Source organism: Pseudomonas sp. MT92 (assembly GCF_058792515.1).
In genome coordinates this window covers 55395-76561 of record NZ_JBXAFA010000009.1, presented here as the reverse complement: position 1 = coordinate 76561, position 21167 = coordinate 55395, and the positions used below count along the sequence as shown (strand labels likewise).

At 58.2% G+C, this 21167-nt stretch carries 23 protein-coding genes and 1 pseudogene; 18 read left to right on the top strand and 6 right to left on the bottom strand.

Annotation, left to right across the window (positions count from 1 at the left end; genetic code table 11):
* Positions 1-19: 19 nt before the first annotated feature.
* The 8 genes and pseudogenes from AC1Q6D_RS17870 (at position 20) to AC1Q6D_RS17835 (ending at position 7447) form a co-directional block, all read left to right on the top strand.
* Positions 20-2686 carry a glycoside hydrolase family 19 protein gene (locus tag AC1Q6D_RS17870; protein ID WP_158249418.1) on the top strand — a complete coding sequence of 889 codons (2667 nt, stop codon included), beginning with the start codon at positions 20-22 and terminating at the stop codon, positions 2684-2686.
* Positions 2683-3474, top strand: a complete 792-nt coding sequence (locus AC1Q6D_RS17865) for a hypothetical protein (RefSeq protein ID WP_146041544.1) — start codon at positions 2683-2685, stop codon at positions 3472-3474. Before AC1Q6D_RS17870 ends, AC1Q6D_RS17865 begins: the two co-directional genes overlap by 4 nt.
* A gap of 82 nt (positions 3475-3556) precedes the next feature.
* Positions 3557-4243, top strand: coding sequence for a hypothetical protein (locus AC1Q6D_RS17860; RefSeq protein ID WP_146041545.1), 687 nt, complete (start codon positions 3557-3559; stop codon positions 4241-4243).
* A gap of 144 nt (positions 4244-4387) precedes the next feature.
* Positions 4388-5095: pseudogene (locus AC1Q6D_RS17855) on the top strand (VgrG-related protein).
* Complete coding sequence (locus AC1Q6D_RS17850; RefSeq protein ID WP_103405830.1) at positions 5089-5523, top strand: hypothetical protein; 435 nt, start codon at positions 5089-5091, stop codon at positions 5521-5523. The pseudogene AC1Q6D_RS17855 and the gene AC1Q6D_RS17850 overlap by 7 nt, the downstream one beginning before the upstream one ends.
* A gap of 200 nt (positions 5524-5723) precedes the next feature.
* Positions 5724-5987: a PAAR domain-containing protein gene (locus tag AC1Q6D_RS17845; RefSeq protein ID WP_103405831.1), complete on the top strand. Its 264-nt coding sequence runs from the start codon at positions 5724-5726 to the stop codon at positions 5985-5987.
* Between the two features lie 2 nt (positions 5988-5989).
* The gene (locus AC1Q6D_RS17840) at positions 5990-7171 is read left to right on the top strand and encodes a hypothetical protein (protein WP_103405832.1); all 1182 of its coding nucleotides are present in this window, start codon (positions 5990-5992) and stop codon (positions 7169-7171) included.
* 3 nt (positions 7172-7174) lie between these two features.
* The gene (locus AC1Q6D_RS17835) at positions 7175-7447 is read left to right on the top strand and encodes a hypothetical protein (RefSeq protein ID WP_158249409.1); all 273 of its coding nucleotides are present in this window, start codon (positions 7175-7177) and stop codon (positions 7445-7447) included.
* A 47-nt stretch (positions 7448-7494) separates the two neighbouring features.
* Here AC1Q6D_RS17835 and AC1Q6D_RS17830 read toward each other — a convergent pair whose 3' ends face one another.
* Together AC1Q6D_RS17830 and AC1Q6D_RS17825 are read right to left on the bottom strand one after the other, a co-directional pair.
* Positions 7495-7803 (bottom strand): cupredoxin domain-containing protein, encoded by a 309-nt coding sequence (locus tag AC1Q6D_RS17830; protein WP_047527430.1) that lies wholly within the window; start codon positions 7801-7803, stop codon positions 7495-7497.
* A gap of 14 nt (positions 7804-7817) precedes the next feature.
* A complete protein-coding gene (locus AC1Q6D_RS17825) occupies positions 7818-8786 on the bottom strand; it encodes a metallophosphoesterase family protein (RefSeq protein WP_103405833.1) in 969 nt (322 codons plus the stop codon).
* A 153-nt stretch (positions 8787-8939) separates the two neighbouring features.
* Here AC1Q6D_RS17825 and AC1Q6D_RS17820 point away from each other — a divergent pair, with 153 nt between their 5' ends.
* Both AC1Q6D_RS17820 and AC1Q6D_RS17815 read left to right on the top strand, forming a co-directional pair.
* Positions 8940-9452, top strand: a complete 513-nt coding sequence (locus AC1Q6D_RS17820) for a sigma-70 family RNA polymerase sigma factor (RefSeq protein ID WP_103405834.1) — start codon at positions 8940-8942, stop codon at positions 9450-9452.
* Complete coding sequence (locus AC1Q6D_RS17815) at positions 9445-10182, top strand: anti-sigma factor family protein (RefSeq protein ID WP_103405835.1); 738 nt, start codon at positions 9445-9447, stop codon at positions 10180-10182. The genes AC1Q6D_RS17820 and AC1Q6D_RS17815 overlap by 8 nt, the downstream gene beginning before the upstream one ends.
* 39 nt (positions 10183-10221) lie before the next feature.
* On the opposite strand, the gene feaR is transcribed toward AC1Q6D_RS17815, so the two are convergent.
* From feaR to paaY, 3 genes are all read right to left on the bottom strand, one after another.
* Positions 10222-11136 (bottom strand): transcriptional regulator FeaR, encoded by a 915-nt coding sequence (feaR, locus tag AC1Q6D_RS17810; RefSeq protein ID WP_103405836.1) that lies wholly within the window; start codon positions 11134-11136, stop codon positions 10222-10224.
* Positions 11137-11221: 85 nt separating this feature from the next.
* Positions 11222-12145, bottom strand: coding sequence for a phenylacetic acid degradation operon negative regulatory protein PaaX (gene paaX / locus AC1Q6D_RS17805; RefSeq protein WP_103405837.1), 924 nt, complete (start codon positions 12143-12145; stop codon positions 11222-11224).
* 178 nt (positions 12146-12323) lie between these two features.
* Positions 12324-12917 (bottom strand): phenylacetic acid degradation protein PaaY, encoded by a 594-nt coding sequence (gene paaY / locus AC1Q6D_RS17800; protein WP_103405838.1) that lies wholly within the window; start codon positions 12915-12917, stop codon positions 12324-12326.
* A 349-nt stretch (positions 12918-13266) separates the two neighbouring features.
* Here paaY and paaF point away from each other — a divergent pair, with 349 nt between their 5' ends.
* The 6 genes from paaF to paaK all read left to right on the top strand — a co-directional run bounded on the left by paaF (position 13267) and on the right by paaK (position 19474).
* On the top strand, positions 13267-14040 hold the full coding sequence (paaF, locus tag AC1Q6D_RS17795) for a 2,3-dehydroadipyl-CoA hydratase PaaF (RefSeq protein WP_103405839.1): 774 nt from the start codon (positions 13267-13269) through the stop codon (positions 14038-14040).
* 50 nt (positions 14041-14090) lie between these two features.
* Positions 14091-14882 (top strand): 2-(1,2-epoxy-1,2-dihydrophenyl)acetyl-CoA isomerase PaaG, encoded by a 792-nt coding sequence (gene paaG, locus AC1Q6D_RS17790; RefSeq protein WP_047527419.1) that lies wholly within the window; start codon positions 14091-14093, stop codon positions 14880-14882.
* 3 nt (positions 14883-14885) lie between these two features.
* Positions 14886-16403: a 3-hydroxyacyl-CoA dehydrogenase PaaH gene (gene paaH / locus AC1Q6D_RS17785; protein WP_103405840.1), complete on the top strand. Its 1518-nt coding sequence runs from the start codon at positions 14886-14888 to the stop codon at positions 16401-16403.
* Positions 16396-16845 (top strand): hydroxyphenylacetyl-CoA thioesterase PaaI, encoded by a 450-nt coding sequence (paaI, locus tag AC1Q6D_RS17780; RefSeq protein WP_103405841.1) that lies wholly within the window; start codon positions 16396-16398, stop codon positions 16843-16845. The genes paaH and paaI overlap by 8 nt, the downstream gene beginning before the upstream one ends.
* The gene (gene pcaF / locus AC1Q6D_RS17775) at positions 16838-18049 is read left to right on the top strand and encodes a 3-oxoadipyl-CoA thiolase (protein WP_103405842.1); all 1212 of its coding nucleotides are present in this window, start codon (positions 16838-16840) and stop codon (positions 18047-18049) included. The genes paaI and pcaF overlap by 8 nt, the downstream gene beginning before the upstream one ends.
* A gap of 99 nt (positions 18050-18148) precedes the next feature.
* Entirely contained in the window at positions 18149-19474 is a 1326-nt protein-coding gene (gene paaK, locus AC1Q6D_RS17770; protein ID WP_047527413.1) for a phenylacetate--CoA ligase PaaK, read from the top strand.
* A gap of 12 nt (positions 19475-19486) precedes the next feature.
* Here paaK and AC1Q6D_RS17765 read toward each other — a convergent pair whose 3' ends face one another.
* Complete coding sequence (locus AC1Q6D_RS17765) at positions 19487-19846, bottom strand: hypothetical protein (RefSeq protein ID WP_103405843.1); 360 nt, start codon at positions 19844-19846, stop codon at positions 19487-19489.
* 15 nt (positions 19847-19861) lie between these two features.
* Between AC1Q6D_RS17765 and paaA the strand changes: the two genes are divergently transcribed.
* On the top strand, positions 19862-20851 hold the full coding sequence (gene paaA / locus AC1Q6D_RS17760) for a 1,2-phenylacetyl-CoA epoxidase subunit PaaA (RefSeq protein ID WP_047527409.1): 990 nt from the start codon (positions 19862-19864) through the stop codon (positions 20849-20851).
* A 28-nt stretch (positions 20852-20879) separates the two neighbouring features.
* Complete coding sequence (gene paaB, locus AC1Q6D_RS17755; RefSeq protein ID WP_007943393.1) at positions 20880-21161, top strand: 1,2-phenylacetyl-CoA epoxidase subunit PaaB; 282 nt, start codon at positions 20880-20882, stop codon at positions 21159-21161.
* The last annotated feature ends 6 nt before the right edge of the window (positions 21162-21167 follow it).

Sequence of the window (21167 nt, the reverse complement as noted above, 5' to 3'; positions counted from 1 at the left end):
ACAAGGAGCGACACTCAACATGGCCAGTTTGCTTTACCGATTGTTCGGACTACACCACAACCACAGGGACGCGCGATGGGAGGGGCCGAGCGACCCGATCTTGCCAACACGCGATACCCGGCCAACGCCCGGCCCCCCGGAATCCGACACCTCCACATTGGTGCCTCTGAAAAGCTGGTGCCATCCGTTCAAGGACAAACGCGATCCGCTGGCGCAGTTGACTCACATGGCCAATGCCGCTGCCGGTTACTACCCGCTCGGCCGCGGCGGGCTGTTTCACGGTGGCGTGCATTTCGATGGCGGTACCGCCGGCATTCTGGATCAGTCCAGTGTGCATTGCCTGGCTGACGGTGAAGTGGTGGCCTACCGCATCGATACCCACGCGCCGACGACCCATTTCGTCAACTCCATTCCCGTCGCGAAACCGTTCTCGCGCAACTTCGTGCTGGTGCGCCATCGGTTGCAGCCGCCGAAGATCGAAGGCAGCCAGGACATACCGCCCAGCCTGACCTTCTACAGCCTGTACATGCACCTGCAGGACTGGGCGGATTATCGGGACGCTCCCGCCGTGCGACGTCCGGCGTTCTGGCCGCAAAGCCCAACCTTGCGGGTCAAACAGACGGCCAACGACATCCGTCCCGGCCACCCGGAGCAGCCCGGCTTGAACGTGCGTCACGCGGAGCACCACGGCAAAGTGATTGACCTGCTGCCGCGCGGCGCAGAGGTGACCGTCAGTGGTACCGGACGCTACCGCAAGCTGGAAAACCGTCCTGGCCCGGCCAAACTGATCAATGCCGATGGTTCGCTGGCGGGCTACATTCACGCCAGCCTTCTGCTATCGATGGCTGGCAACGAGTATCGGATCACCTCGTCGAAAGAGTGGGTCAATGTTCGCGCTGAACCGAAAGCTCCTTGCCCGATATTGCTAGAGCTGCCGACTGGCACCGTCGTCACGGTCAGCGGCGAGGGCGAGTTCCGTAAGCTGGAGCGCGTCCGCCAGTACGTGCATTTCGACTCACTGGAAGGCGGGCAGGAACCGCAGGCGACGGATCGAATCGTTGTGCTCGACCAGCCTGTGCCGATCAAGGCCGGGGATCTGATCGGCCACCTCGGTCAATATCAGGGCTGTAACGCGGACCAGCCGGACGAAAGGCTGCACCTCGAAACGTTCAGTGGTGATGACGTCGAGGCGTTCATCGAGGCCAGTCGGGATTGGGCCAAGCGTCTGCCGGACAAACACAAAACCTGGCTGAAACTGGCCAAGGGCACCCCGGTGGTACCTCATGAAGACAACGTCACGGCCGCACTCCTGAAAGTAAAGAGTGCAGGCAGCCCCGTGAGTGCTGCCGATCTGCTGGTGCCCAAAAGCCTACTGGATGGCCTGCCGGCGGACCGAAAAATCCACGTACCCGACGGCGGCAGCCACAACGCCCGCTGCTGGTATCGCCTGGATGAGCTGCTGCACGATGCGAACAACAACCTGCTCAATGGCTGGGTGTGTGAAGAAGTGGGTGTTACACCTTGGTTCAGTCCATGGTCGTGGGAGGGCTATAACGTCATTTTTGACTACAGCCTACCCAAACACGCCATGGCTTCTTTTTTCAGCGCTCTTAACCGCTTCAGCGACGCGCAACGCGAGCGCTTTCAGCCCTGGGCCGAGAAAGACAATAACGGACCGATGAAGAGTCGACTGTACGAGATTATCGACCGCGACCGGGTGGGCAAGATGACCGCCGAAGAACTGCAAGCAGCGTTGCGCCTACCCGCCCACGCGCAAGCGATCTCGCAAATGATCCTACGCAAGGAAAGCGAGTGGTTTTACCAGACACAGAAATGGGACGCGCTAGATGAGTTGCTCGGCCATAGCGGGTCGACGCCGCACTTGAACTGGTTGGCGGAGAAGCAGCGGATCGCGCAGATGGGGTGGTGGACTGAGGTGGCGGAGAAGGTGGGGCTGCCGTCATGGGGGCGGCCTTATCATTTTCATCCGATGGGGTTGGGTGGCTGGTTTAATACTAGTGAACGAAAAATCACGGTAGAGCTGTTAGAAAAAGTTACTGGGAAGTCTGGTAGTTGGTTTACGGGGAGAGGGGGTGGAAGTACTTTTATTAATGAGTTTCAGGCAAAGTACCCGTCAATATATAAATATGATAAGTATGAATTTGTCACTCATTTAAATGACGCCCTTGAAAGATATCAAATTACCTCACCGCATCAGCAGGCACATTTTGTTGCGCAGTGTTTTCACGAGTCTGCGGCTTTTGAAACGACAGTCGAGTTTGCGTCAGGTGAGCAATACGACCCTGATAGGCATGTCAATGCTATAGCGAGCGGAAATACTGAAGCTGGTGATGGTCCCAAATACAAAGGAAAAGGTCTGATTCAACTTACTTGGAAAAATAATTACGCGTCCTATTCAACGTATAGGGGGGTGGACTTTGTGCGCTCGCCAAACTTAATTGCTGAAAACATGTTCAATGCCATAGATGTCTCCTGTTGGTATTGGCGCCGTAATGGAGCAGTTAGTAGGAGGCATAATGCGCGAGGAGATATTAATGTTCTGATAAATAATGAGCCCGATAACGTTAGGCTTGTAACGTTAGCTGTAAACGGTGGTGATAATGGTCTGCATGAACGAATAAAAATATACGAAGCAATTGCGAAAGAATGGGGACTAAGTAAATGACCTTGAGGAGAGTGGTATCGGTTGCTGGATTGTCATTGATTTTATGTTTTTTTTCTTCTTTGATTAATGCTGAGTCGTCTCTGCCCGTATTGAAAATTGATGGTCGTAAACCGCTTGCAATTTCGGTCGATATACAGGGGCGTTCGCACCCGCTTACGCTGCCTCCTGAATTTTTGAAGGAGACTGAAGATTTATATGGTGATGCTTATATCAGGGATTTAAATGGTGATGGAATAGGAGAGGTGATTTTTCCCTTAGAGGGGGGGAGCGTAAACAATTGCTCGAAGGTGCTGCAGTATAGGGCTGTAGATAACTCCCTAAGTGAGCTTGCATTTAAAGAAGGGAGTTTGTGTAATTTCAAGGTTGGGCAAGGCTATGTAACTAGCTCGTATAGAGATGGGTCGGTTTGGAAGGAATATATTTACCGTTTTAGAGAAGGATTGGCAGAGATTGAAGTTATAGACAGTTGTGTGGGGTGTGGGGAGATCAAAAGAGAGGTCCACAACACGGATGGGGCAATTGCTCAGTTTTTGGTGTCAGATAATGTTGATTTTAGACTTAGAGTTCCGCTGACGAGTTCGGTTTCATCGAGTAAGGCAACTATTTTTTTATCTCCAGAAGCTTCAAAAAAGACAAAAAAATATTTAGTTGACGGAGATAAGATTGCGCTGCTTGATTTTATTAAAGACGATGAAGGCGAGGACTGGGTTAAATTCAGGTACGTAGGTATTGTAGTGACAGAGGGTTGGGTTAAATGCACTGATCTCAAATACTGTGATGAGAGATAATATGCGACCAGCTGCGATATGATTTTAGCAGGGCACTTGTGATTAATATCTCCTAATCTAATCAAGGTCTGAAGAATGTATTATGAAATATCTCCTTGTAATTTTGCTAATATTTTTTACTTCGGTAAATATTGGTATTGCGGCAGTTCAATGTCTTAATGTTGGAAGGTCGTCGTGTGCGGAGATATTTCAATATGGCGATCCAATTGGCGCACGGTATCGCACGCTGACAATACTTGACGACACAAAAGTTGTGCGAGTTCTTCGTGGTGAAGTAGATAATGGCGGAGTATTTGAACAAACAGAAGTGCCTGTATTGTCACCGGATGGTAATTTCGCGTTAATAAATCAAATCGAGTCCGGAGAAGTAGAAGCTTCGAGCGGGTCAATAACTCATCACGAGGTGGCCTACTGTGACTTGTTGGATGTACGTAGTGGCTGCATTATCGCAAAAGAAACTGGCGAGTTCTGTGGGGGCACATTTTCTTCAGATGGTAAATGGAATAATCAACTTTATCCTGAATTTAATTTGGCTGCCGAAACTCCTAAAGCAAAAAATTATGTGGGTGGATTACAACAATTTTCGGACTCTCCTGCATCTTCCTTTGATAATCTTTTATTTTGCGATCCGCCTAATATTAACAATGTAAGTGATTATCGAATCCTTATTGAAAGGAATAACTTCAACTTGAAGAGCCTGGATTCGAGTATTTTAAAAAAGATGAATAAAAACAAAGTATTAATAAATATTCTGAGAAATTCCTCATGACAGTCGGCGATAACGAGTCAAAATGAAAATCGAAACGCAACTGGCAACGCTGCGCCTGGCGCCCCACACGCAAGTGGATGAACTGTTCGGCCATAGCGGGTCGACGCGCACTTGAACTTGGCGGAGAAGCAGCGGATCGAGCAGATGGGGTGGTGGACTGAGGTGGCGGAGAAGGTGGGGCTGCCGTCATGGGGGCGGCCTTATCATTTTCATCCGATGGGGTTGTTTGGAATGTTTGCTCGGAAAAAAAACAGTCTGTGGAAGTTATGGACCACTTCCAAGCGTTACGAGTCAGGAGGGCGAGGTCCTGGTGTCGTTTCTACAGGACGTGGTGATCGCGGAGGTGTTTCTTATGGGGTCTACCAAATGTCCTAAAAAATGGGGGTTGTTCAGGATTATATTCAACTATTTGCTTATGCCGAGACGTTTTTTGGGTTAGAAGCCGGAACTAGTGAATTCAATGAAAAATGGAAAAGCATTGCAAAAAGAAATCCCGAAGAGTTTAGAGAGGCGCAGCACGAATATATAAAAAGGACACATTATGATGTGCAGGTTGATGCCATATTGCGTGGGATTGAGTATCCCATTTCCGATAAGAGCGCAGCGCTGCACGACATGGTGTGGTCGACATGTGTTCAATTTGGCCCGCAGACTAAACTAATCAAGCGGGCGTTGCAGGAGTTGACGCTGAGTTCTATGTCGGTAGAAGACATTATTTGTGCGGTTCAAGCTTATAAAGCTGCTAATAACTCTCGTCTTTTTTTCAAGTTCCCCTGCATTGCAGGCAGGGCTGCTCGCAAGAGCCGTGGACGAGAAAAGAAAACTATTAGATTTGGAGGTGGCTGGTGCTGAAATTGAATAACTCTATCGCAGTACGAGGTGGGCTATTCGCGATAAGTTTCCTTTTTGTTGGTTTTGCAAATGGTACTGAACTTAATGCGGGCCAAATTGAGGCATCCCAAGAGTACTTCGATTGTATTGATGAGGCCAAAGCGATTCACCCGAAAATAGTTTCATGTGTGCAGTCGGAAATAGGGAGGCAAAAGAAAAATATGGAGATTAAGATTAATGCTGCGAGTAAAGATCCTTCAATGAGGGAACTGGTTGCTTCGATCGCTGAGAGTGATCAATTATGGGTGGTGTATGTTAAAAAACTTTGCGACATGTACATTCAGTTAGGAGGTCAAAGAGGGGAGCTTCTATCAGAAAGTTGTGTTCTAAATGAGATGGCTCATCGAAAATTGTTCGTGAAAAATATTCTAGACGAGGCTGGTATCTAGGCTTAATGACTGCAGGGAGTTTAAAAAGATACAGGAGTTCAGAAAGCTCGTTGGCGGGTAGCACCGTAGGTGCTTGATATTTGGAGGCGTTACTTTGGAGGGAGTGATGGAATACGCTTCTGGTCGTGAGAATGGAGAAATTAGGTTAGACCAGCAGCACTAAACAAACATGAATAAAAAATCTTGATAAGGGATAAACCATGAAAAACATTATCCGTATCGGTGACAAAACAACTGGCGGCGGCACCGTTCTCTCAGGTTCCGCTGCAATGAAATTTTCCGGTATCGGAGTAGCTCGCGAGGGCGATCCAGTGTTGTGCCCCATTCCCGGCCATGGCCGCACCGTGATTGCCGAGGGGCACCCGGCGTTTAAGGACAACTGTATTCCGGTCGCATTTGACGGTCATTTATGTGCCTGTGGTTGTGCCTTGATTTCCTCTTTGCCTGAAGCTGGGGTGAGGTAGACATGCCGGTCAAACTCTATACGGTGCCTGCTCTCGCGTTGCGCCCTGCACGGCCTCGCCTCTGGCTTTGGCTTGTCTTGTTGTTGCTGTGTTTGCTGCTTGGCTTGGGCGCGACTTTATTGTTCGGCGATGAATCTTTGCACCAACAATCTGCTGATTTTTTCAGCTTTGCTTTTGGTCTTCCGTTCCTGGTTTGGTGTGTGTTGGGTTTCGGGCGAGTTTCATTGCACATCGGCAAACAGTCTGCTGCCGATGGTTGGGATGAAGCCCGCGAGGAAGACATGATCGGCATGATTCGTCGTGGGCGGCGCTCGCAGCAAGTTTTGGGGGTGAGTTTGTACACCGCCCTGCGAGATCCAACAGATGAGCAAACGCCCATTATGGGCGGTGCAACAGTGAGTCACAGCCGTTTTTTTGAAGATTCTGGTGAAGACCAGGAAGCGGCATTGCTGACTGTATTAAGGCAGGTGGTCGCTGATCTGGTACCGATCCTGGCACAAGTGCCTGACGATAAGCCTTTGGCCTTGTTACTGGAGATCGACTGCTTACCAGAGGACCAATGGCGCCCAGCATGGCGGAAGGTATGGCTAGAGTCCGGCATCCGCCAATCGACGGTCCCCGTCGAGGGCCATGGCCTGGCCGCGGTGGATCAATGGCTTGACCAGCGCATTAACGATCAGGCCCTGCTGATGGTGGTGGCGGCGCAGTTTGCACCGGAACAGGCCGAAGGCACGGCGGAAGCAGCCGTTGGCCTGTTGTTCGGCAACCGCCTGACGCAAACCACTTTGGCGCCGATCGCCTATCTGCATCGCCCTGAGCAGGAGCGCACGCCCACCGGTGCCGATCTGCTGTACGCCGCACGTCAGGCGCTCGACTGGGTGCCGTTGCCTGCGCCGTCGATCGAGCAGGTCTGGCGGGTCGGTATCGATGCGCAACGTCGTGTCGATCTGGCAACGGTATCGGCCGACGTTCCTCTGCCAGCCAAGCCCAAGCAGGGACTGTGCGACCTCGATGATTGGCTGGGCCATCCCGGGAAAGCCTCACCCTGGCTGGCGATCGCCGCCGCGACGCAGACGATTGAACACGGTGCCGGAGCGCAATTCATTTTCAGCGGTGGCGATGTCGCTGCCGGACTCTGGAGCACGGTGTTGATGCCCGTGTCACCCCTTTCGAAACAGGAATAGCGAATGCAGTTGCGACGCGCGGTTGGATTTTATGGGCTGTTTGGTGTGCTGCTAATTGCCGGTGTGGTGTTGGGCGTTTTGGTCTGGTATTACCCTGAATCCTTGGGCATGGCGGCCGGCAGTGTGCGGCAAACCCTCTGGTTTTCCGTGATCTCGGCCACCACCTTTGTGCTGCTGGCGTTCCTGGGGGGCTATTACCTGCTGGGGCGCCCGTTGGGGCGCTCGGTGTATTGTCGCTGCTCGCGATGTAGTATCAGCAACATGGGTGTCGACTGACACACCATCGCGAGCAGGCTCGCTCCTACAGGGTTACATCGGTCCGTTCATTGGCTGACCACAATCTTCCCCAGCATCTGCGGATGCAGTGCACAGAAATACTCATACTCCCCCGGTGTATTGAACACCCAGGAATAGCTGTCACCGGTATCCAGCGCCCCGGAGCGAAACAGCTTGTGGGTTTCCGCCACCGTGTGCGGAATTTCGTCGTCATTCACCCAGGTCACTTTGGTGCCCACCGCTACGTTCAAATCCTTGGGCCCGAACATGAACGCCTTGATATCGACTTTCACCTCCTGAGCCCACACCGGCATCGACAGCAACACGCAAACAACAGCCAACAATCGCGCTTTCATTCCAATGCCCTCCGCTAAACCAGTGTCGAATCGATCAGCGCCAAGGGGTGCTCACCCTGCGTCGCTCGCACATCGGTGATCCCCAGGTAATTGCGCAATTGATCCGCCGGCACCGTCATCGGTCCCGGAGCCGGCGCCGTGCCCGGTGCCGGTTGTGGATAGGCGGTGCCGCGCGCGGTGTGGAAGGTGATGTTGCCCTCGACCTTCTGGATGACCTGATGGATGTGCCCGTTCAGCACCGTCACCGATCCGTACTTGCGCAGCATGGCAATCGCCTGATCGCCATCCTCGGTGCCCCAGCCCCACGGCTGATAAATGGTCCACAACGGAATATGGGTGAACACGACGATCGGTGTGCTGCTGCTCACCGCACGCAAGTCGTCGGCCAGCCAGGCCAGTTGATCGGCGCCGAGGGTCGCTTCATGGCCAGCCTGGAAGTTGAAGACGTTCACCAGGGCAATGAAATGCACGCCGTGGTCGTCGAAGCTGTACCACCCATTGCCTTTGGTGCCCTTGCCGTAACGCTCCAGATAGAGCTGGCCGCCGCCCTCGTCGAGGGTGTCGTGTTCGCCCGGCACATAGTGCACGGTGGACGGCAGGGCCTTGAGCAATTGTGCGGCGGTGTCGAACTCTGCGGGTTTGGACAGGTGGGTAATATCGCCGGTATGCAGGATCAGCGATGGCCGTTTGGGCAGCGCGATGACCTTGTCGATCGCCACTTGCAAGGTCTTCACCGGATCGGGATTGGCCTCTTTATTGAAACCGATGTGCGAGTCGCTGATCTGCACGAAATGGAAGGTGCTGGCCAGCGCCTTGGGATCGGAAACATTCCCCGTGTCATCCAGAGCGAAGGCCCGGGGAATGCCGCCGCTCAAGGCCCAGATGACCCCGGCCCCGGCCCACGCCGAGCACTTGAGCAGTGTCCGGCGGTCGGGGTTCAACGGGGCGTCGGTGCGCAGTGGATGTTTTGCTTGAATGTCCATCGGTATTCCCTCGCTGGAGAACTACAGTGATGTAGCTGACACGAGGTAAAACCTTGCAGGACGGGTCTTTATTCCCGGTCGAAAAAATAAATTTTCCCGGGAATAAAAGACCCTGCACTGCAGTTATAGGGGTGGGACAGTGCGGGAACCACTATGAAGCGATTTGAGGAACTGTTTGCGCCGCACCTGGACGCCGCTTACAACCTCGCGCGCTGGCTCACGGGCAATGACAGCGCCGCGCACGATGTCGTGCAGGAAAGCGCCCTGCGCGCCTTGCGGTTTGCGCACCGCTTCGTCGACGGCAACGCCAAGGCCTGGTTTCTGACCATCGTGCGCAACGAAAGCTACACCTGGCTCAAGGCCTCGGCCGGACGGCATTGGGTCGCTTTCGACGACGAATCCGATGAAAACGAGGCTGCGATGAGCCACAGCCAGACCCCGGAACTGCTGGCCATCCACACCGAAAATGCGGCGCTGGTCCAGCAAGCCCTGTGCGCCCTGCCACCGGCGTTTCGTGAGGTGATCGTTCTGAAAGAACTCGAAGACTTGGCTTACAAGGACATCGCCCTGGTGGTCGACGTCCCCATCGGTACCGTCATGTCGAGGCTGGCCAGGGCTCGCGCCATGCTCAAGCTCGAACTATTGAAGTTGCACGCCCATGAATGAACTCGACTGCACGGTTTGCCAGACGCTGATGCACGGCTATCTGGACAAGGAACTCGATCCGGCGACGACGGCGAATGTGGCCGGGCATCTGGCCGAGTGCGTCGCGTGCGCGCGGCTACATGATCAGGCGCAACTGCTGAAGGTCAGCGTCAGGCACAAGGCACCGTATTACGCCGCACCGGCGTCCTTGGCTGCCCGCCTGAAAGCCCCTGAGGCGCCAGCACCCCGAGCCCTGGAGCGCTGGCGAAAATGGTTTGCACCGGCTTTTTCAGCGGCGGCGCTGGCCTTGGCGATGGTGCTGTATGTGGCAACGCCAGGCAGCGACCAGCCGTTGATGGACGAAGCGGTCTCCAGTCATGTCCGCTCGTTGATGGGCGAACATCTGAACGATGTGGTGTCGTCCGACCGCCACACCGTCAAGCCCTGGTTCACCGGCAAGCTCGACTTCTCGCCACCGGTGTTCGATTACTCGGCGCAAGGCTTTCCCCTGCTGGGCGGGCGTCTGGATTATCTGCAACACCAGACCACGGCGGCCCTGAGCTATGGCCGTGCCAAGCACATCATCAACGTGTTTATCCTGCCCGCGCCCGAGGCCGACAAGCCGCGCCAGAGTCAGACGATCCGCGGTTTCAATGTCGTGTCCTGGCAAGCCAACCACATGCGCTTCGTCATGGTTTCCGATCTGGAGAAAGGCGAGCTGGAGGCGTTTAGCGAATTGCTCAAACCCTAGAACGTCCAGGCATCGAACGCTGCAATCAGTTAAAGGACCTCAGGCATGCAGCTTGCGATACTCCCCCGGCGCAATACCGAAGCGTGACTTGAACGCCGTGGAGAAGTAGCTCGAATCGGAAAAACCCCACGAGTAGCCCAGCACCGACAACTTTTGCTCCTTGCCCGATTGGCGCAGGGATTCGGCGCACAGGTCCAGGCGACGATTCTTGATGTAGCGCGCCACCACCAGGCCCTTCTTGGCAAACATCCGGTACAGCCCGCGAGTGGACATGCCCACTTCCCGCGCCAGCCATTCCGGGCACAGCTCTTCGGAGCGGATGTGCTGGTCGATAAAACTCAGGGTCTTGCGGAAGGTGCGTTCATGCAGATCCGTGCAGTCGTCGGTCTGACTGATCGCCGGGCGCAGCAGGCTGACAATCGCTTCCAGGGTCGCTTCGCTTTCCTGACGGCTGAGGCTTGGCTGACGGGTGGCATCAAGGATCAGCCGGTGCGACAGCATCGCGATGGGCGATGTCGCGGCGATGCGGTGACCGCACTTGACCTGATTGAAGCGCAGGGTCTGCTCGACCAATGGGTAGGGCAGGATCAGCGACAACTGTCGGGAGTTTTCGCTGTAGGTGAAGTCGCTTGGGCGCGACGCATCGATCAGTGTGATGTCGCCGGCGGACAGCAGCACCTTGTCGTCGCCCTGGGCCATGCCCGCCGAGCCATCGAGCTGGAACACTGCGAAGTACTTGCCGCCCTCGCCCGCCGCGACTTCCTGCGGCGTGCGGTACAGGCGCGCCTGACAGGCATCGACAAAGCTGAGCTTGAGGGCATCGCTGCGGTATTCCCGGATCTGCCCGGTAAACCCGCTGCCCAGCGGTTGTGCATTGAAGGCGCCACAGATCTGGTTGATCTGATGGATCCACTGATCGAACCCATCCTGGCGCTGTGCAATTGTAGAAATCATGTCAGGCCTCACGCAGGCTTATTTTTATTGTCTACGTCAAAACACAGGTTCTCCTGAACAGCGACTCTCCCTGAACGGCGACGGGTTACTTCAACCCGCCAAACCGTCGATAAAAACTTTCACCCACATCCGGCAATGGGCCGTCGGCGGTTTCCAGTGCACTGTTCAGCCATTCCTCGGCCTTGGCATAGATCAAACGGTAAATGTTGCGGCACAACTGCCGGGCCGCGCGGCCTTCCCAATCACCGGGCAACAACTCGTCCGGCAGTTGCGGGTCGCGCAGCAGCAATTTGCGGTACTCATGAATAAGCAGGATCCGCGCCAGGAAGCAGTCGGACGGTTGCAGGTTTTCCTGCTCGCGAAGCGCCTGCCAGAGCGGCCGGAACAGCTGAATGAATTCGCTGTAGTGCGTTGCCAGCTCCTCGATGTTCCAGCTCTCGCGCACTTGCAGGCGCAGGGCCTTGGAGGCGAGTACGTCCTGGGCGGTGGTTTCGAAGACGATGGTGTCTTCCTGGGCGCCGAGATCGAGCAGCGTCGCGTTGACATCGGAACGGTCGCTGCGCGGGCAGGCCAGGACAACCGGCGAAATCGCACCAAAACCTTGCCACTCCAGTTCTTCACGCACTTGTTTGCGCTTGTCCTGGGTCAGCTGCGACAGCATCACCAGGCACCATGAACCGTCCCAGGCCGGCATGCTGGTGCTGTAGACCCGTTTGAACGCCTTGTCGAAACGCCGGCGACCGGTGCCGGTCAGGCTGTAGTAACTGCGACGCCCGACTTTTTCGGCGGTCAGCCAGCCTTCCTTGGTCAGGCGGAAAATCGAGGTGCGGATCAGCCGTTCGTTGATGCCGATCGGTTCGAGCAACTGAATCAGGCTGCCCAGCCACACCGTCCCGCCGTGGGGCTCAATGGCATCGCCGTACAACGTGATGATCAAGGAGCTGGCGCGGATCGGCGTCTGCTCCTGGAAGCGGGTAATCAAGTGGTTCAAAGGTGTCAGGGACGACATGGGCGTACCGAGCGAAAAAAGAAAACGAATATACCGAAAGTCCACCTGTTAATCGCAAATCCCTCTGTAGGAGCGAGCTCGCTCGCGATGGACGTCAACGATGACGCGCTCTGTCTGAAGGCCCGTGTTGTCCTGGCGTTTTTCGCGAGCAAGCTCGCTCCTACGAGGGGATTTGTGTTCACGACGTGCCCTTTGGCCGCAGACCACTGTCGCTGATGCGCGGGCGATCCGGCTCCGGCTCGCTCAGTGGTTCGCAGACCTGCATCTGTTCCAGGCAACGCCGGGCCAATTGCTGATACTCACGGGTGCCTGCCTGTTTCCACGCCACCTCCTGATCGCTGAGGCTGCGCTTGACGCTGGCCGGGGCGCCCATCACTAGCGACTGCTCGGGGCATTCGAAACCGGCCTTGACGAACGCCGCCGCCGAGACGAATGAACGCGAACCGATGCGCGCGTTGTCCATCACCACCGCATTCATGCCCACCAGTGCGTCGGCGCCGATCCGGCAACCATGCAGCACGGCACCGTGGCCGATGTGGCCATTGCGCTCGACCACGGTGTCACTGTCGGGAAAACCGTGCATCACGCAGGTGTCCTGCAGATTGGCGCCCTCCTCCAGGACGATCCGGCCAAAGTCGCCACGCAGGCTCGCCAGCGGCCCGACGTAGCAATGAGGACCGACGATCACATCACCGATCAACACGGCAGACGGATGCACATAGGCACTGGGGTCAACCACCGGGGTCAGGCCATCAAGGCTGTAGCAGGTCATGGCAGGCTCCTTCACAAAGCGATGCAAATAATGGCTTATTTTGTATCACATCAGTTTTACCAGCACAAAGACTAAAAACCGTATCACTTGAAAAGACCGGTCAACGCCGCCACTCACCCGCCGCAACGACGGGACTACCAGCCAATAAAATCGGGATATTCAGGCATATCAGCACCCTCTCCCGGCAGGTACGCAAAGACTGAAGCAATGACAAAAGGACACATTAAATCTATTTTTGTATTGCATTTGCGTATCACGTTGCAGGTATACTCGGGCAAAACCGGTTCCTGCGACCGATCCAATAACAAGCCGGCATCACCGCCGAGCGTGCACCGTGAGGGCATCCGCCATGCCTCTAACCCTTGCCGTCGAACTGATCGAGCCCGGCGTCCGCCTGATTACCCTGCAGCGCCCGCAAGCCCTGAACGCCCTGACCACCCAATTGCTGGGTGAGCTGGCCGACGAACTGAGCGCCGCACAAGCCGACCCCCAGACCCGCGCCGTGGTCCTCACCGGTAGCCGCAAGGCCTTCGCCGCTGGCGCCGACATCAAGGAAATGGCCGAGCGCGACCTGGTCGGCATCCTCGACGATCCCCGCCAGGCTTCGTGGCAGGCGATCACCCGCTTCAGCAAACCACTGATCGCCGCCGTCAATGGCTTCGCCCTCGGCGGCGGCTGCGAACTGGCGATGCACGCCGACATCATCATTGCCGGTGAGGACGCCCGCTTCGGTCAGCCGGAAATCAACCTCGGGATCATGCCCGGCGCCGGTGGCACCCAACGCCTTCTGCGTGCCGTCGGCAAATCCATGGCCATGCAGATGGTCCTGACCGGCGAGCCGATCGATGCGCGCCAGGCCCAGCGCGCCGGGCTGGTCAGCGAAGTGACGCAACCGGAACTCACCGTTGAGCGCGCCCTGCAAATCGCCCGCAGCATTGCCGGCAAAGCCCCGCTGGCGGTGCGCCTGGCCAAGGAAGCGCTGCTCAAGGCCATGGACACCGACCTGGCCACCGGCCTGCGCTTCGAGCGCCATGTCTTCACCGTGCTGGCCGGCACCCGCGACCGCGAGGAAGGCATTGCCGCCTTCCAGGAAAAACGCACGCCGACCTTCACCGGCCAGTGATCACCCCGCCCCTTTTAAAAAAGAACGATCTCTCAGAGAGCGCCAAGACCATGAACTTCGAACACATTCTGTTTTCCATCGAGGCCGGCGTTGCCCTGCTCAGCCTCAATCGCCCGGACCAGCTCAACAGCTTCAACACGCAGATGCACGGCGAAGTGAAGGAAGCGCTCAAGCAAGTCCGGCAGAACCCGGACGTGCGCGTGCTGCTGCTGACCGGCGAAGGTCGTGGCTTCTGTGCCGGACAAGACCTCAGCGACCGCAATGTCGCACCGGGCAGCGCCGTGCCGGACCTGGGCGAATCCATCGAGAAGTTCTACAACCCGCTGATCCGCCAACTGCGCGACTTGCCGATGCCGGTGATCTGCGCGGTCAACGGCGTGGCGGCCGGTGCCGGCGCCAACATTCCGCTGGCCTGCGACCTGGTACTGGCGGCCCGTTCGGCCAGTTTCATTCAGGCGTTCTGCAAGATCGGCCTGATCCCTGATTCCGGCGGCACCTGGACCCTGCCGCGCCTGGTCGGCATGGCCCGCGCCAAGGCCCTCGCCCTGCTCGGCAATCGCCTGACCGCCGAACAGGCCGAGCAATGGGGCCTGATCTACCGCTGCGTGGAAGACGCGGAACTGCGCGACGAAGCGCTGAAACTTGCACAACACCTGGCGACCCAACCGACCTACGGCCTGGCCCTGATCAAGCGCAGCCTCAACGCCAGCCTGAGCAACAGCTTCGACGAACAGCTGGAACTGGAGCGCGATCTGCAACGCCTGGCCGGGCGCAGCGAGGACTATCGCGAAGGCGTCAGCGCCTTCATGGAAAAACGCACCCCAAGTTTCAAGGGACGCTGAGCCATGACCGCACTGAACGTCAACGCACGCATCGCGGTGATCGGTGCCGGCGCCATGGGCGCCGGGATTGCCCAGGTCGCGGCGCAGGCCGGTCACCCGGTGTTGCTGCTGGACAACCGCCCCGGCGCCGCCGCCCAGGCCATCGAAGGCATCGACCGGCAACTGGGCAAACGGGTCGAGAACGGCAAGCTCTCGGCCGATGCCCGCAGCGCGACCATCGCCCGCCTGCAAGCGGTAGAAGCCATTGAAGCGCTGGCCGATTGCGAGCTGATCATCGAGGCCATCGTCGAGAACCTTGAGGTCAAACGCGCGCTGTTCCGGCAGCTGGAAGGCATTTGCGGCGAACACTGCATCCTGACCAGCAACACGTCGTCGCTGTCGATCACCAGCATCGCCGCACAACTTGATCACCCCAATCGCCTGCTCGGCCTGCACTTCTTCAACCCGGCGCCGGTCATGGCGCTGGTGGAAATCGTTTCCGGCCTGGCCAGCGATCCAACCCTGGCCGAGTGCCTGTACGAGACCGCCAAAGCCTGGGGCAAAAAACCGGTGCACACCCGTTCCACGCCGGGCTTCATCGTCAACCGCGTGGCCCGGCCGTTCTACGCCGAGAGCCTGCGCCTGTTGCAGGAAGGCGCCGCCGATTGCCCGACCCTGGATGCGCTGATGCGCGAGGCCGGTGGTTTTGCCATGGGTGCGTTCGAGCTGACCGACCTGATCGGCCACGACGTCAACTATGCCGTGACCTGCTCGGTGTTCGACGCCTATTACCAGGACACCCGTTTCCTGCCTTCACTGATCCAGAAAGAACTGGTGGACGGCGGACGCCTGGGACGTAAAAGCGGCCAGGGTTTCTACAGCTACGCCCAAGGCGCCGAACGTGCGCAAGCCGCTCAAATCAGCAGCGAAGCAACGGTCGAGGTTTGCGCTGCTGAAGGCGACCTCGGCATTGCCCAAGGTTTGCTCGCGCGTTTGCGCGAACAAGGCGTCGAGATCATCCAGCGTGATGGCCTGGGCCTGCTGCGGGTCGGTGAGGCGGTGCTGGCCTTGAGCGACGGGCGCATGGCCTGTCAGCGCGCCCGGGAAGACGGACTGCGCAACCTGATCCTGCTGGATCTGGTCCTCGATTACAGCAAGGCCCAACGCATCGCCATCAGCTGCGCGGCGGGCATCGATCCACTGGCCCTCGAACAAGGCGTCGCCCTGCTGCAACGGGCCGGTTTCAAGGTCAGCCTGCTCAGCGACAGCCCGGCCCTGGCGGTCCTGCGCACGGTGGCGATGCTGGCCAACGAGGCGGCGGATGCGCTGCTGCAAGGCGTGGCCTCGGCGGCCGACATCGATTTGGCCATGCGTGCCGGGGTCAATTACCCGCAAGGGCCGCTGGCCTGGGCCGATGACATTGGCCTGGCACACATCGTTACCGTGCTCGACAACCTGCAAGCCGCCTACGGCGAAGAACGCTATCGCCCATCGTTGCTGTTGCGCCGTCGGGTCGCCGAAGGGAGAAACTTCCATGACTAATCACGAAGCCATGACCCTGGCCAGCGATTGCGCCCAGGCCCTGTTCCAGCGTGACAGCGCCAGCCAGGCCATGGGCATGCGCCTGCTGTCCGCCGGCCCCGGTTGCGCCCGGGTGGGCATGACCGTGCGCGCCGACATGCTCCAGGGCCACGGCACCTGCCACGGCGGCTACCTGTTCGCCCTCGCCGACTCGGCGTTCGCCTTTGCCTGCAACAGCTACAACGAAGCCACCGTGGCCATCGGTTGCAGCATCGACTACATCGCCCCGGCGCGCCTGGGCGACACGTTGAACGCCGATTGCACCGAGCAGAGCCGCTCGGGTCGCACCGGCAACTACGACGTACGCATTGAAAACCAACAGGGCCAGTTGATCGCCCTGTTCCATGGCAAATCCTACAAAGTGCGCGGCCCGGTGCTGACGCAGGAGAACCCGAATGAATGACGCCCTGATCATCGATGCGGTACGGACCCCGATCGGTCGCTACGCCGGAGTCTTGAGCAGCGTGCGCGCCGACGACCTCGGCGCGGTGCCGCTGCGCGAACTGCTGCGCCGTCACCCGCAAGTGGACTGGAGCAGCGTCGACGACGTGATCTACGGCTGCGCCAACCAGGCCGGCGAAGACAATCGCAACGTCGCGCGCATGTCGGCGCTGTTGGCCGGGTTGCCGGTCAGCGTGCCCGGCACCACCCTCAATCGCCTGTGCGGTTCCGGGCTGGATGCGGTCGGCACGGCGGCGCGCGCCATTCGCAGTGGCGAGGCCGGGTTGATGCTGGTCGGCGGCGTCGAATCGATGTCCCGCGCACCGCTGGTGATGGGCAAGGCCGAGCAGGCGTTTTCCCGCCAGGCGGAGATTTTCGACACTACCATCGGCTGGCGCTTCGTCAATCCGTTGATGAAAAAGGCCTTCGGCATCGACTCCATGCCGGAAACCGCAGAGAACGTGGCCGAACAGTTCAACATCTCCCGCGCCGACCAGGACGCTTTCGCCCTGCGCAGCCAGCAACGGGCCGCTGCCGCCCAGGCCAACGGGCGCCTGGCCAAGGAAATCGTCGCGGTAGAAATCCCCCAGCGCAAAGGCCCGGCCAAAGTGGTCGAGCAAGATGAACACCCGCGCGGCGACACTACCCTTGAGCAGTTGGCCAAACTCGGCACGCCGTTCCGCGAAGGCGGCAGCATCACCGCCGGCAACGCTTCCGGGGTCAACGACGGTGCCTGCGCGCTGTTACTGGCCAGCCCGGAAGTCGCCAAGCGTCACGACCTGACCGCTCGCGGCCGGGTGGTGGCGATGGCCACTGCCGGGGTCGAGCCACGCATCATGGGCATCGGCCCGGTGCCGGCCACTCGCAAGGTGCTGGAGCTGGCCAACCTGAGCCTGGCGGACATGGACGTGATCGAACTCAACGAAGCCTTCGCCGCACAAGGCCTGGCGGTGTTGCGTGAACTGGGCTTGAGCGACACCGATCCACGGGTCAACCCCAACGGCGGCGCGATTGCCCTCGGCCATCCACTGGGCATGAGCGGCGCGCGCCTGGTGACCACGGCCCTGCATGAGCTTGAGGAACGGAGTGGCCGCTACGCCCTGTGCACCATGTGCATCGGCGTCGGCCAGGGGATCGCGCTGATCATCGAGCGACTCTCCCACTAAAGAACCGCGATTCCCGGGGAGCCGAGAGGTATCCTTGGGTCATGCACTCAAAGCCCCTGTGCAAAGGGGCTGGAACACAAAAACAATTCGAGTGAAGTCATGAACATGCCAATTGCCCAATCCGTGCTTGATCCTGTGCTGGACCCGCTGGAAACCGCCAGCATCGACGAGTTGCGTCAACATCAGCTGGATCGCCTGCGCTGGAGCCTCAAGCACGCCTACGAGAACGTGCCGCTGTACCGCCAGCGTTTCGATGCCCTGGGCGTGCACCCGGACGACATCCAGTCTCTCGAAGACCTGGCGAAATTCCCGTTCACCACCAAGTCCGACCTGCGTGACAACTACCCGTACGGCATGTTCGCCGTGCCAATGCATGACATCGTTCGCCTGCACGCCTCCAGCGGCACCACCGGCAAACCGACCGTCGTCGGCTACACCCAGAACGACATCGACACCTGGGCCAACGTGGTCGCCCGCTCGATTCGCGCCGCGGGCGGACGTCGCGGCGACAAGGTGCATATTTCCTATGGCTACGGCCTGTTCACCGGCGGCCTCGGCGCGCATTACGGCGCCGAACGCCTGGGTTGCACGGTGATCCCGATGTCCGGCGGCCAGACCGAGAAACAAGTGCAGCTGATCAAGGATTTCCAGCCAGACATCATCATGGTCACGCCGTCCTACATGCTCAACATCGCCGATGAAATCGAGCGCCAGGGCATCGACCCGCACAAACTGGCCCTGCGCCTGGGCATCTTCGGCGCCGAGCCATGGACCGCCGAACTGCGCAGCGCCATCGAAACACGCCTGGGCATCACCGCCCTGGACATCTACGGCCTCTCGGAAATCATGGGCCCGGGTGTCGCCATGGAATGCGCCGAGTCCAAGGACGGCCCGACCATCTGGGAAGACCACTTCTACCCGGAAATCATCGACCCGGTGACCGGCGAGGTTCTGCCGGACGGTCAGATGGGCGAACTGGTGTTCACCTCCCTGAGCAAAGAAGCCCTGCCGATGATCCGCTACCGCACCCGCGACCTGACGCGCCTGCTGCCGGGCACCGCAAGGCCAATGCGACGCATCGACAAGATCACCGGACGCAGCGATGACATGCTGATCATCCGTGGGGTCAACGTGTTCCCGACGCAGATCGAAGAACAGGTGCTGAAAGTCAAACAACTGGCCGAGTGCTACGAGATCCATCTGTATCGCAATGGCAACCTGGACAGCGTCGATGTCCATGTCGAATTGAAGGCCGAACATCAGCACTTGAGCGATGAACAGCAGAAGGCTGTTTGCGGCGAGCTGAGCAAGCACATCAAGACCTATATCGGGATCAGTTCGCGGATTGTTTTGCAGCCTTTCCACTCGATCAAACGCTCCGAGGGCAAGGCTTGCCACGTGATGGACAAGCGCCCGAAAGCATGACTGCTGCACCCCTTATGGCCCCGCTTTTGCGGGGCTTTTTTTTGGTTTTTTTTGGTGTACGTCCATCAGCTTTTCCGTAGGAGCAAGCCTGCTCGCGAAAAACGCCGGGACAACGCGGGCATTCAGACAGCCCGCGTCATCGTTATCCACCATCGCGAGCGAACTCCTACAGGGGGCGGCGTTACGTTCTTCCAAATGGTTCGCCTGAACGGCGAAACCGCCAGCCGCCGTTACCGAAGAAATGGATATACCCCCAAAACCAAGCGTCCCTCCCCCAAAGCGATACAAAAAACAAATACGACACATCATTTTCCGTTTGATATTAATTTCCGTATCGCTTATAAAGTTCTCCATGCCCTCGAACAGATTCACGGCGGGAGACCCCTAATGTACGCACAGCTCGTAGAAACAGGCGTAAAGCGCATCAAAGACCTGTCGGAAATGTCCGACCAGGAACGCGCCTTTCAGGAAAAAATCGATTCAGAAATCAAGATCGAAGCCAAGAACTGGATGCCAGATGCCTACCGGCAAACCCTGATCCGGCAGATTTCCCAGCACGCCCACTCCGAAATCGTCGGCATGCTGCCTGAAGGCAACTGGGTCACCCGCGCGCCGACGCTCAAACGCAAACTGCAATTGATGGCCAAGATTCAGGACGAAGCCGGTCACGGTCTGTATCTGTACAGCGCCATGGAAACCCTGGGCGCCGACCGCGATGAAGAGATCGCCAAGCTGCACAGCGGCAAGGCCAAGTACTCGAGCATCTTCAATTACCCGACGCTGAACTGGGCCGACATGGGCGCGGTGGGCTGGCTGGTGGACGGCGCGGCAATCGTCAACCAGGTGGTTTTGCAGCGCACCTCGTACGGACCCTACTCCCGCGCCATGGTGCGTATCTGCAAGGAAGAGAGCTTCCACCAGCGCCAGGGCTACGAAATCCTCCTGACCATGATGCGTCACGGCAATCAGGCGCAAAAAGACATGGTCCAGGACGCGATCAACCGCCTGTGGTGGCCGTCGCTGATGATGTTCGGTCCAAGCGACGAACACTCGCCCAACAGCGCCCAGTCCATGGCCTGGAAAATCAAGCGCCAGAGCAACGACGAACTGCGCCAGCGCTTCATCGACCAGACCATCCCGCAACTCGAGCTGCTGGGCTGCACCTGCCCCGATCCGGACCTGAAGTGGAACGCCGAGCGCGGCCACTACGATTTCGGCGAGATCCAGTGGAGCGAATTCTACGAAGTGCTCAAGGGCAACGGCCCGTGCAACCAGGAACGCGTCGCCACCCGCCGCAAGGCGATTGAAGACGGTGCCTGGGTTCGTGAAGCCGCCGTCGCCCACGCCCGCAAAAAACAAAACAAGAACGCCGCCTGATTCGGCCACCTGATGTGGAGTAATTGAAATGTCCGAGTGGACCCTCTTTGAAGTCTTCGTGCGCAGCAAGCACGGCCTCAACCACAAGCATGTCGGCAGCGTGCATGCCGCCGACACCACCATGGCCATCGAGAACGCGCGCGAGCTCTACACCCGTCGCAGCGAAGGCGTCAGCCTGTGGGTCGTGCCATCGGCGCTGATCACCGCCTCCTCCCCGGATGAAAAAGACCCGCTGTTCGATCCGTCGGACGACAAGGTTTACCGCCACGCCAGCTTCTACGAGCTGCCGGCCGAAGTCGGGCACATGTGAGGTCGA

What these genes read in the sequence shown, in the direction of transcription:
- AC1Q6D_RS17815 (WP_103405835.1), top strand. Translation starts at nt 9,445, where the DNA reads ATGAATGAACTCGACTGCACGGTTTGCCAGACGCTGATGCACGGCTAT.
- paaB (WP_007943393.1), top strand. Translation starts at nt 20,880, where the DNA reads ATGTCCGAGTGGACCCTCTTTGAAGTCTTCGTGCGCAGCAAGCACGGC.
- AC1Q6D_RS17860 (WP_146041545.1), top strand. Translation starts at nt 3,557, where the DNA reads ATGAAATATCTCCTTGTAATTTTGCTAATATTTTTTACTTCGGTAAAT.
- pcaF (WP_103405842.1), top strand. Translation starts at nt 16,838, where the DNA reads ATGAATGACGCCCTGATCATCGATGCGGTACGGACCCCGATCGGTCGC.
- paaI (WP_103405841.1), top strand. Translation starts at nt 16,396, where the DNA reads ATGACTAATCACGAAGCCATGACCCTGGCCAGCGATTGCGCCCAGGCC.
- AC1Q6D_RS17840 (WP_103405832.1), top strand. Translation starts at nt 5,990, where the DNA reads ATGCCGGTCAAACTCTATACGGTGCCTGCTCTCGCGTTGCGCCCTGCA.
- AC1Q6D_RS17820 (WP_103405834.1), top strand. Translation starts at nt 8,940, where the DNA reads ATGAAGCGATTTGAGGAACTGTTTGCGCCGCACCTGGACGCCGCTTAC.
- paaF (WP_103405839.1), top strand. Translation starts at nt 13,267, where the DNA reads ATGCCTCTAACCCTTGCCGTCGAACTGATCGAGCCCGGCGTCCGCCTG.
- AC1Q6D_RS17845 (WP_103405831.1), top strand. Translation starts at nt 5,724, where the DNA reads ATGAAAAACATTATCCGTATCGGTGACAAAACAACTGGCGGCGGCACC.
- AC1Q6D_RS17870 (WP_158249418.1), top strand. Translation starts at nt 20, where the DNA reads ATGGCCAGTTTGCTTTACCGATTGTTCGGACTACACCACAACCACAGG.
- paaG (WP_047527419.1), top strand. Translation starts at nt 14,091, where the DNA reads ATGAACTTCGAACACATTCTGTTTTCCATCGAGGCCGGCGTTGCCCTG.
- AC1Q6D_RS17830 (WP_047527430.1), bottom strand. Translation starts at nt 7,803, where the DNA reads ATGAAAGCGCGATTGTTGGCTGTTGTTTGCGTGTTGCTGTCGATGCCG.
- paaA (WP_047527409.1), top strand. Translation starts at nt 19,862, where the DNA reads ATGTACGCACAGCTCGTAGAAACAGGCGTAAAGCGCATCAAAGACCTG.
- AC1Q6D_RS17835 (WP_158249409.1), top strand. Translation starts at nt 7,175, where the DNA reads ATGCAGTTGCGACGCGCGGTTGGATTTTATGGGCTGTTTGGTGTGCTG.
- paaK (WP_047527413.1), top strand. Translation starts at nt 18,149, where the DNA reads ATGAACATGCCAATTGCCCAATCCGTGCTTGATCCTGTGCTGGACCCG.
- paaY (WP_103405838.1), bottom strand. Translation starts at nt 12,917, where the DNA reads ATGACCTGCTACAGCCTTGATGGCCTGACCCCGGTGGTTGACCCCAGT.
- paaX (WP_103405837.1), bottom strand. Translation starts at nt 12,145, where the DNA reads ATGTCGTCCCTGACACCTTTGAACCACTTGATTACCCGCTTCCAGGAG.
- paaH (WP_103405840.1), top strand. Translation starts at nt 14,886, where the DNA reads ATGACCGCACTGAACGTCAACGCACGCATCGCGGTGATCGGTGCCGGC.
- AC1Q6D_RS17825 (WP_103405833.1), bottom strand. Translation starts at nt 8,786, where the DNA reads ATGGACATTCAAGCAAAACATCCACTGCGCACCGACGCCCCGTTGAAC.
- AC1Q6D_RS17865 (WP_146041544.1), top strand. Translation starts at nt 2,683, where the DNA reads ATGACCTTGAGGAGAGTGGTATCGGTTGCTGGATTGTCATTGATTTTA.
- feaR (WP_103405836.1), bottom strand. Translation starts at nt 11,136, where the DNA reads ATGATTTCTACAATTGCACAGCGCCAGGATGGGTTCGATCAGTGGATC.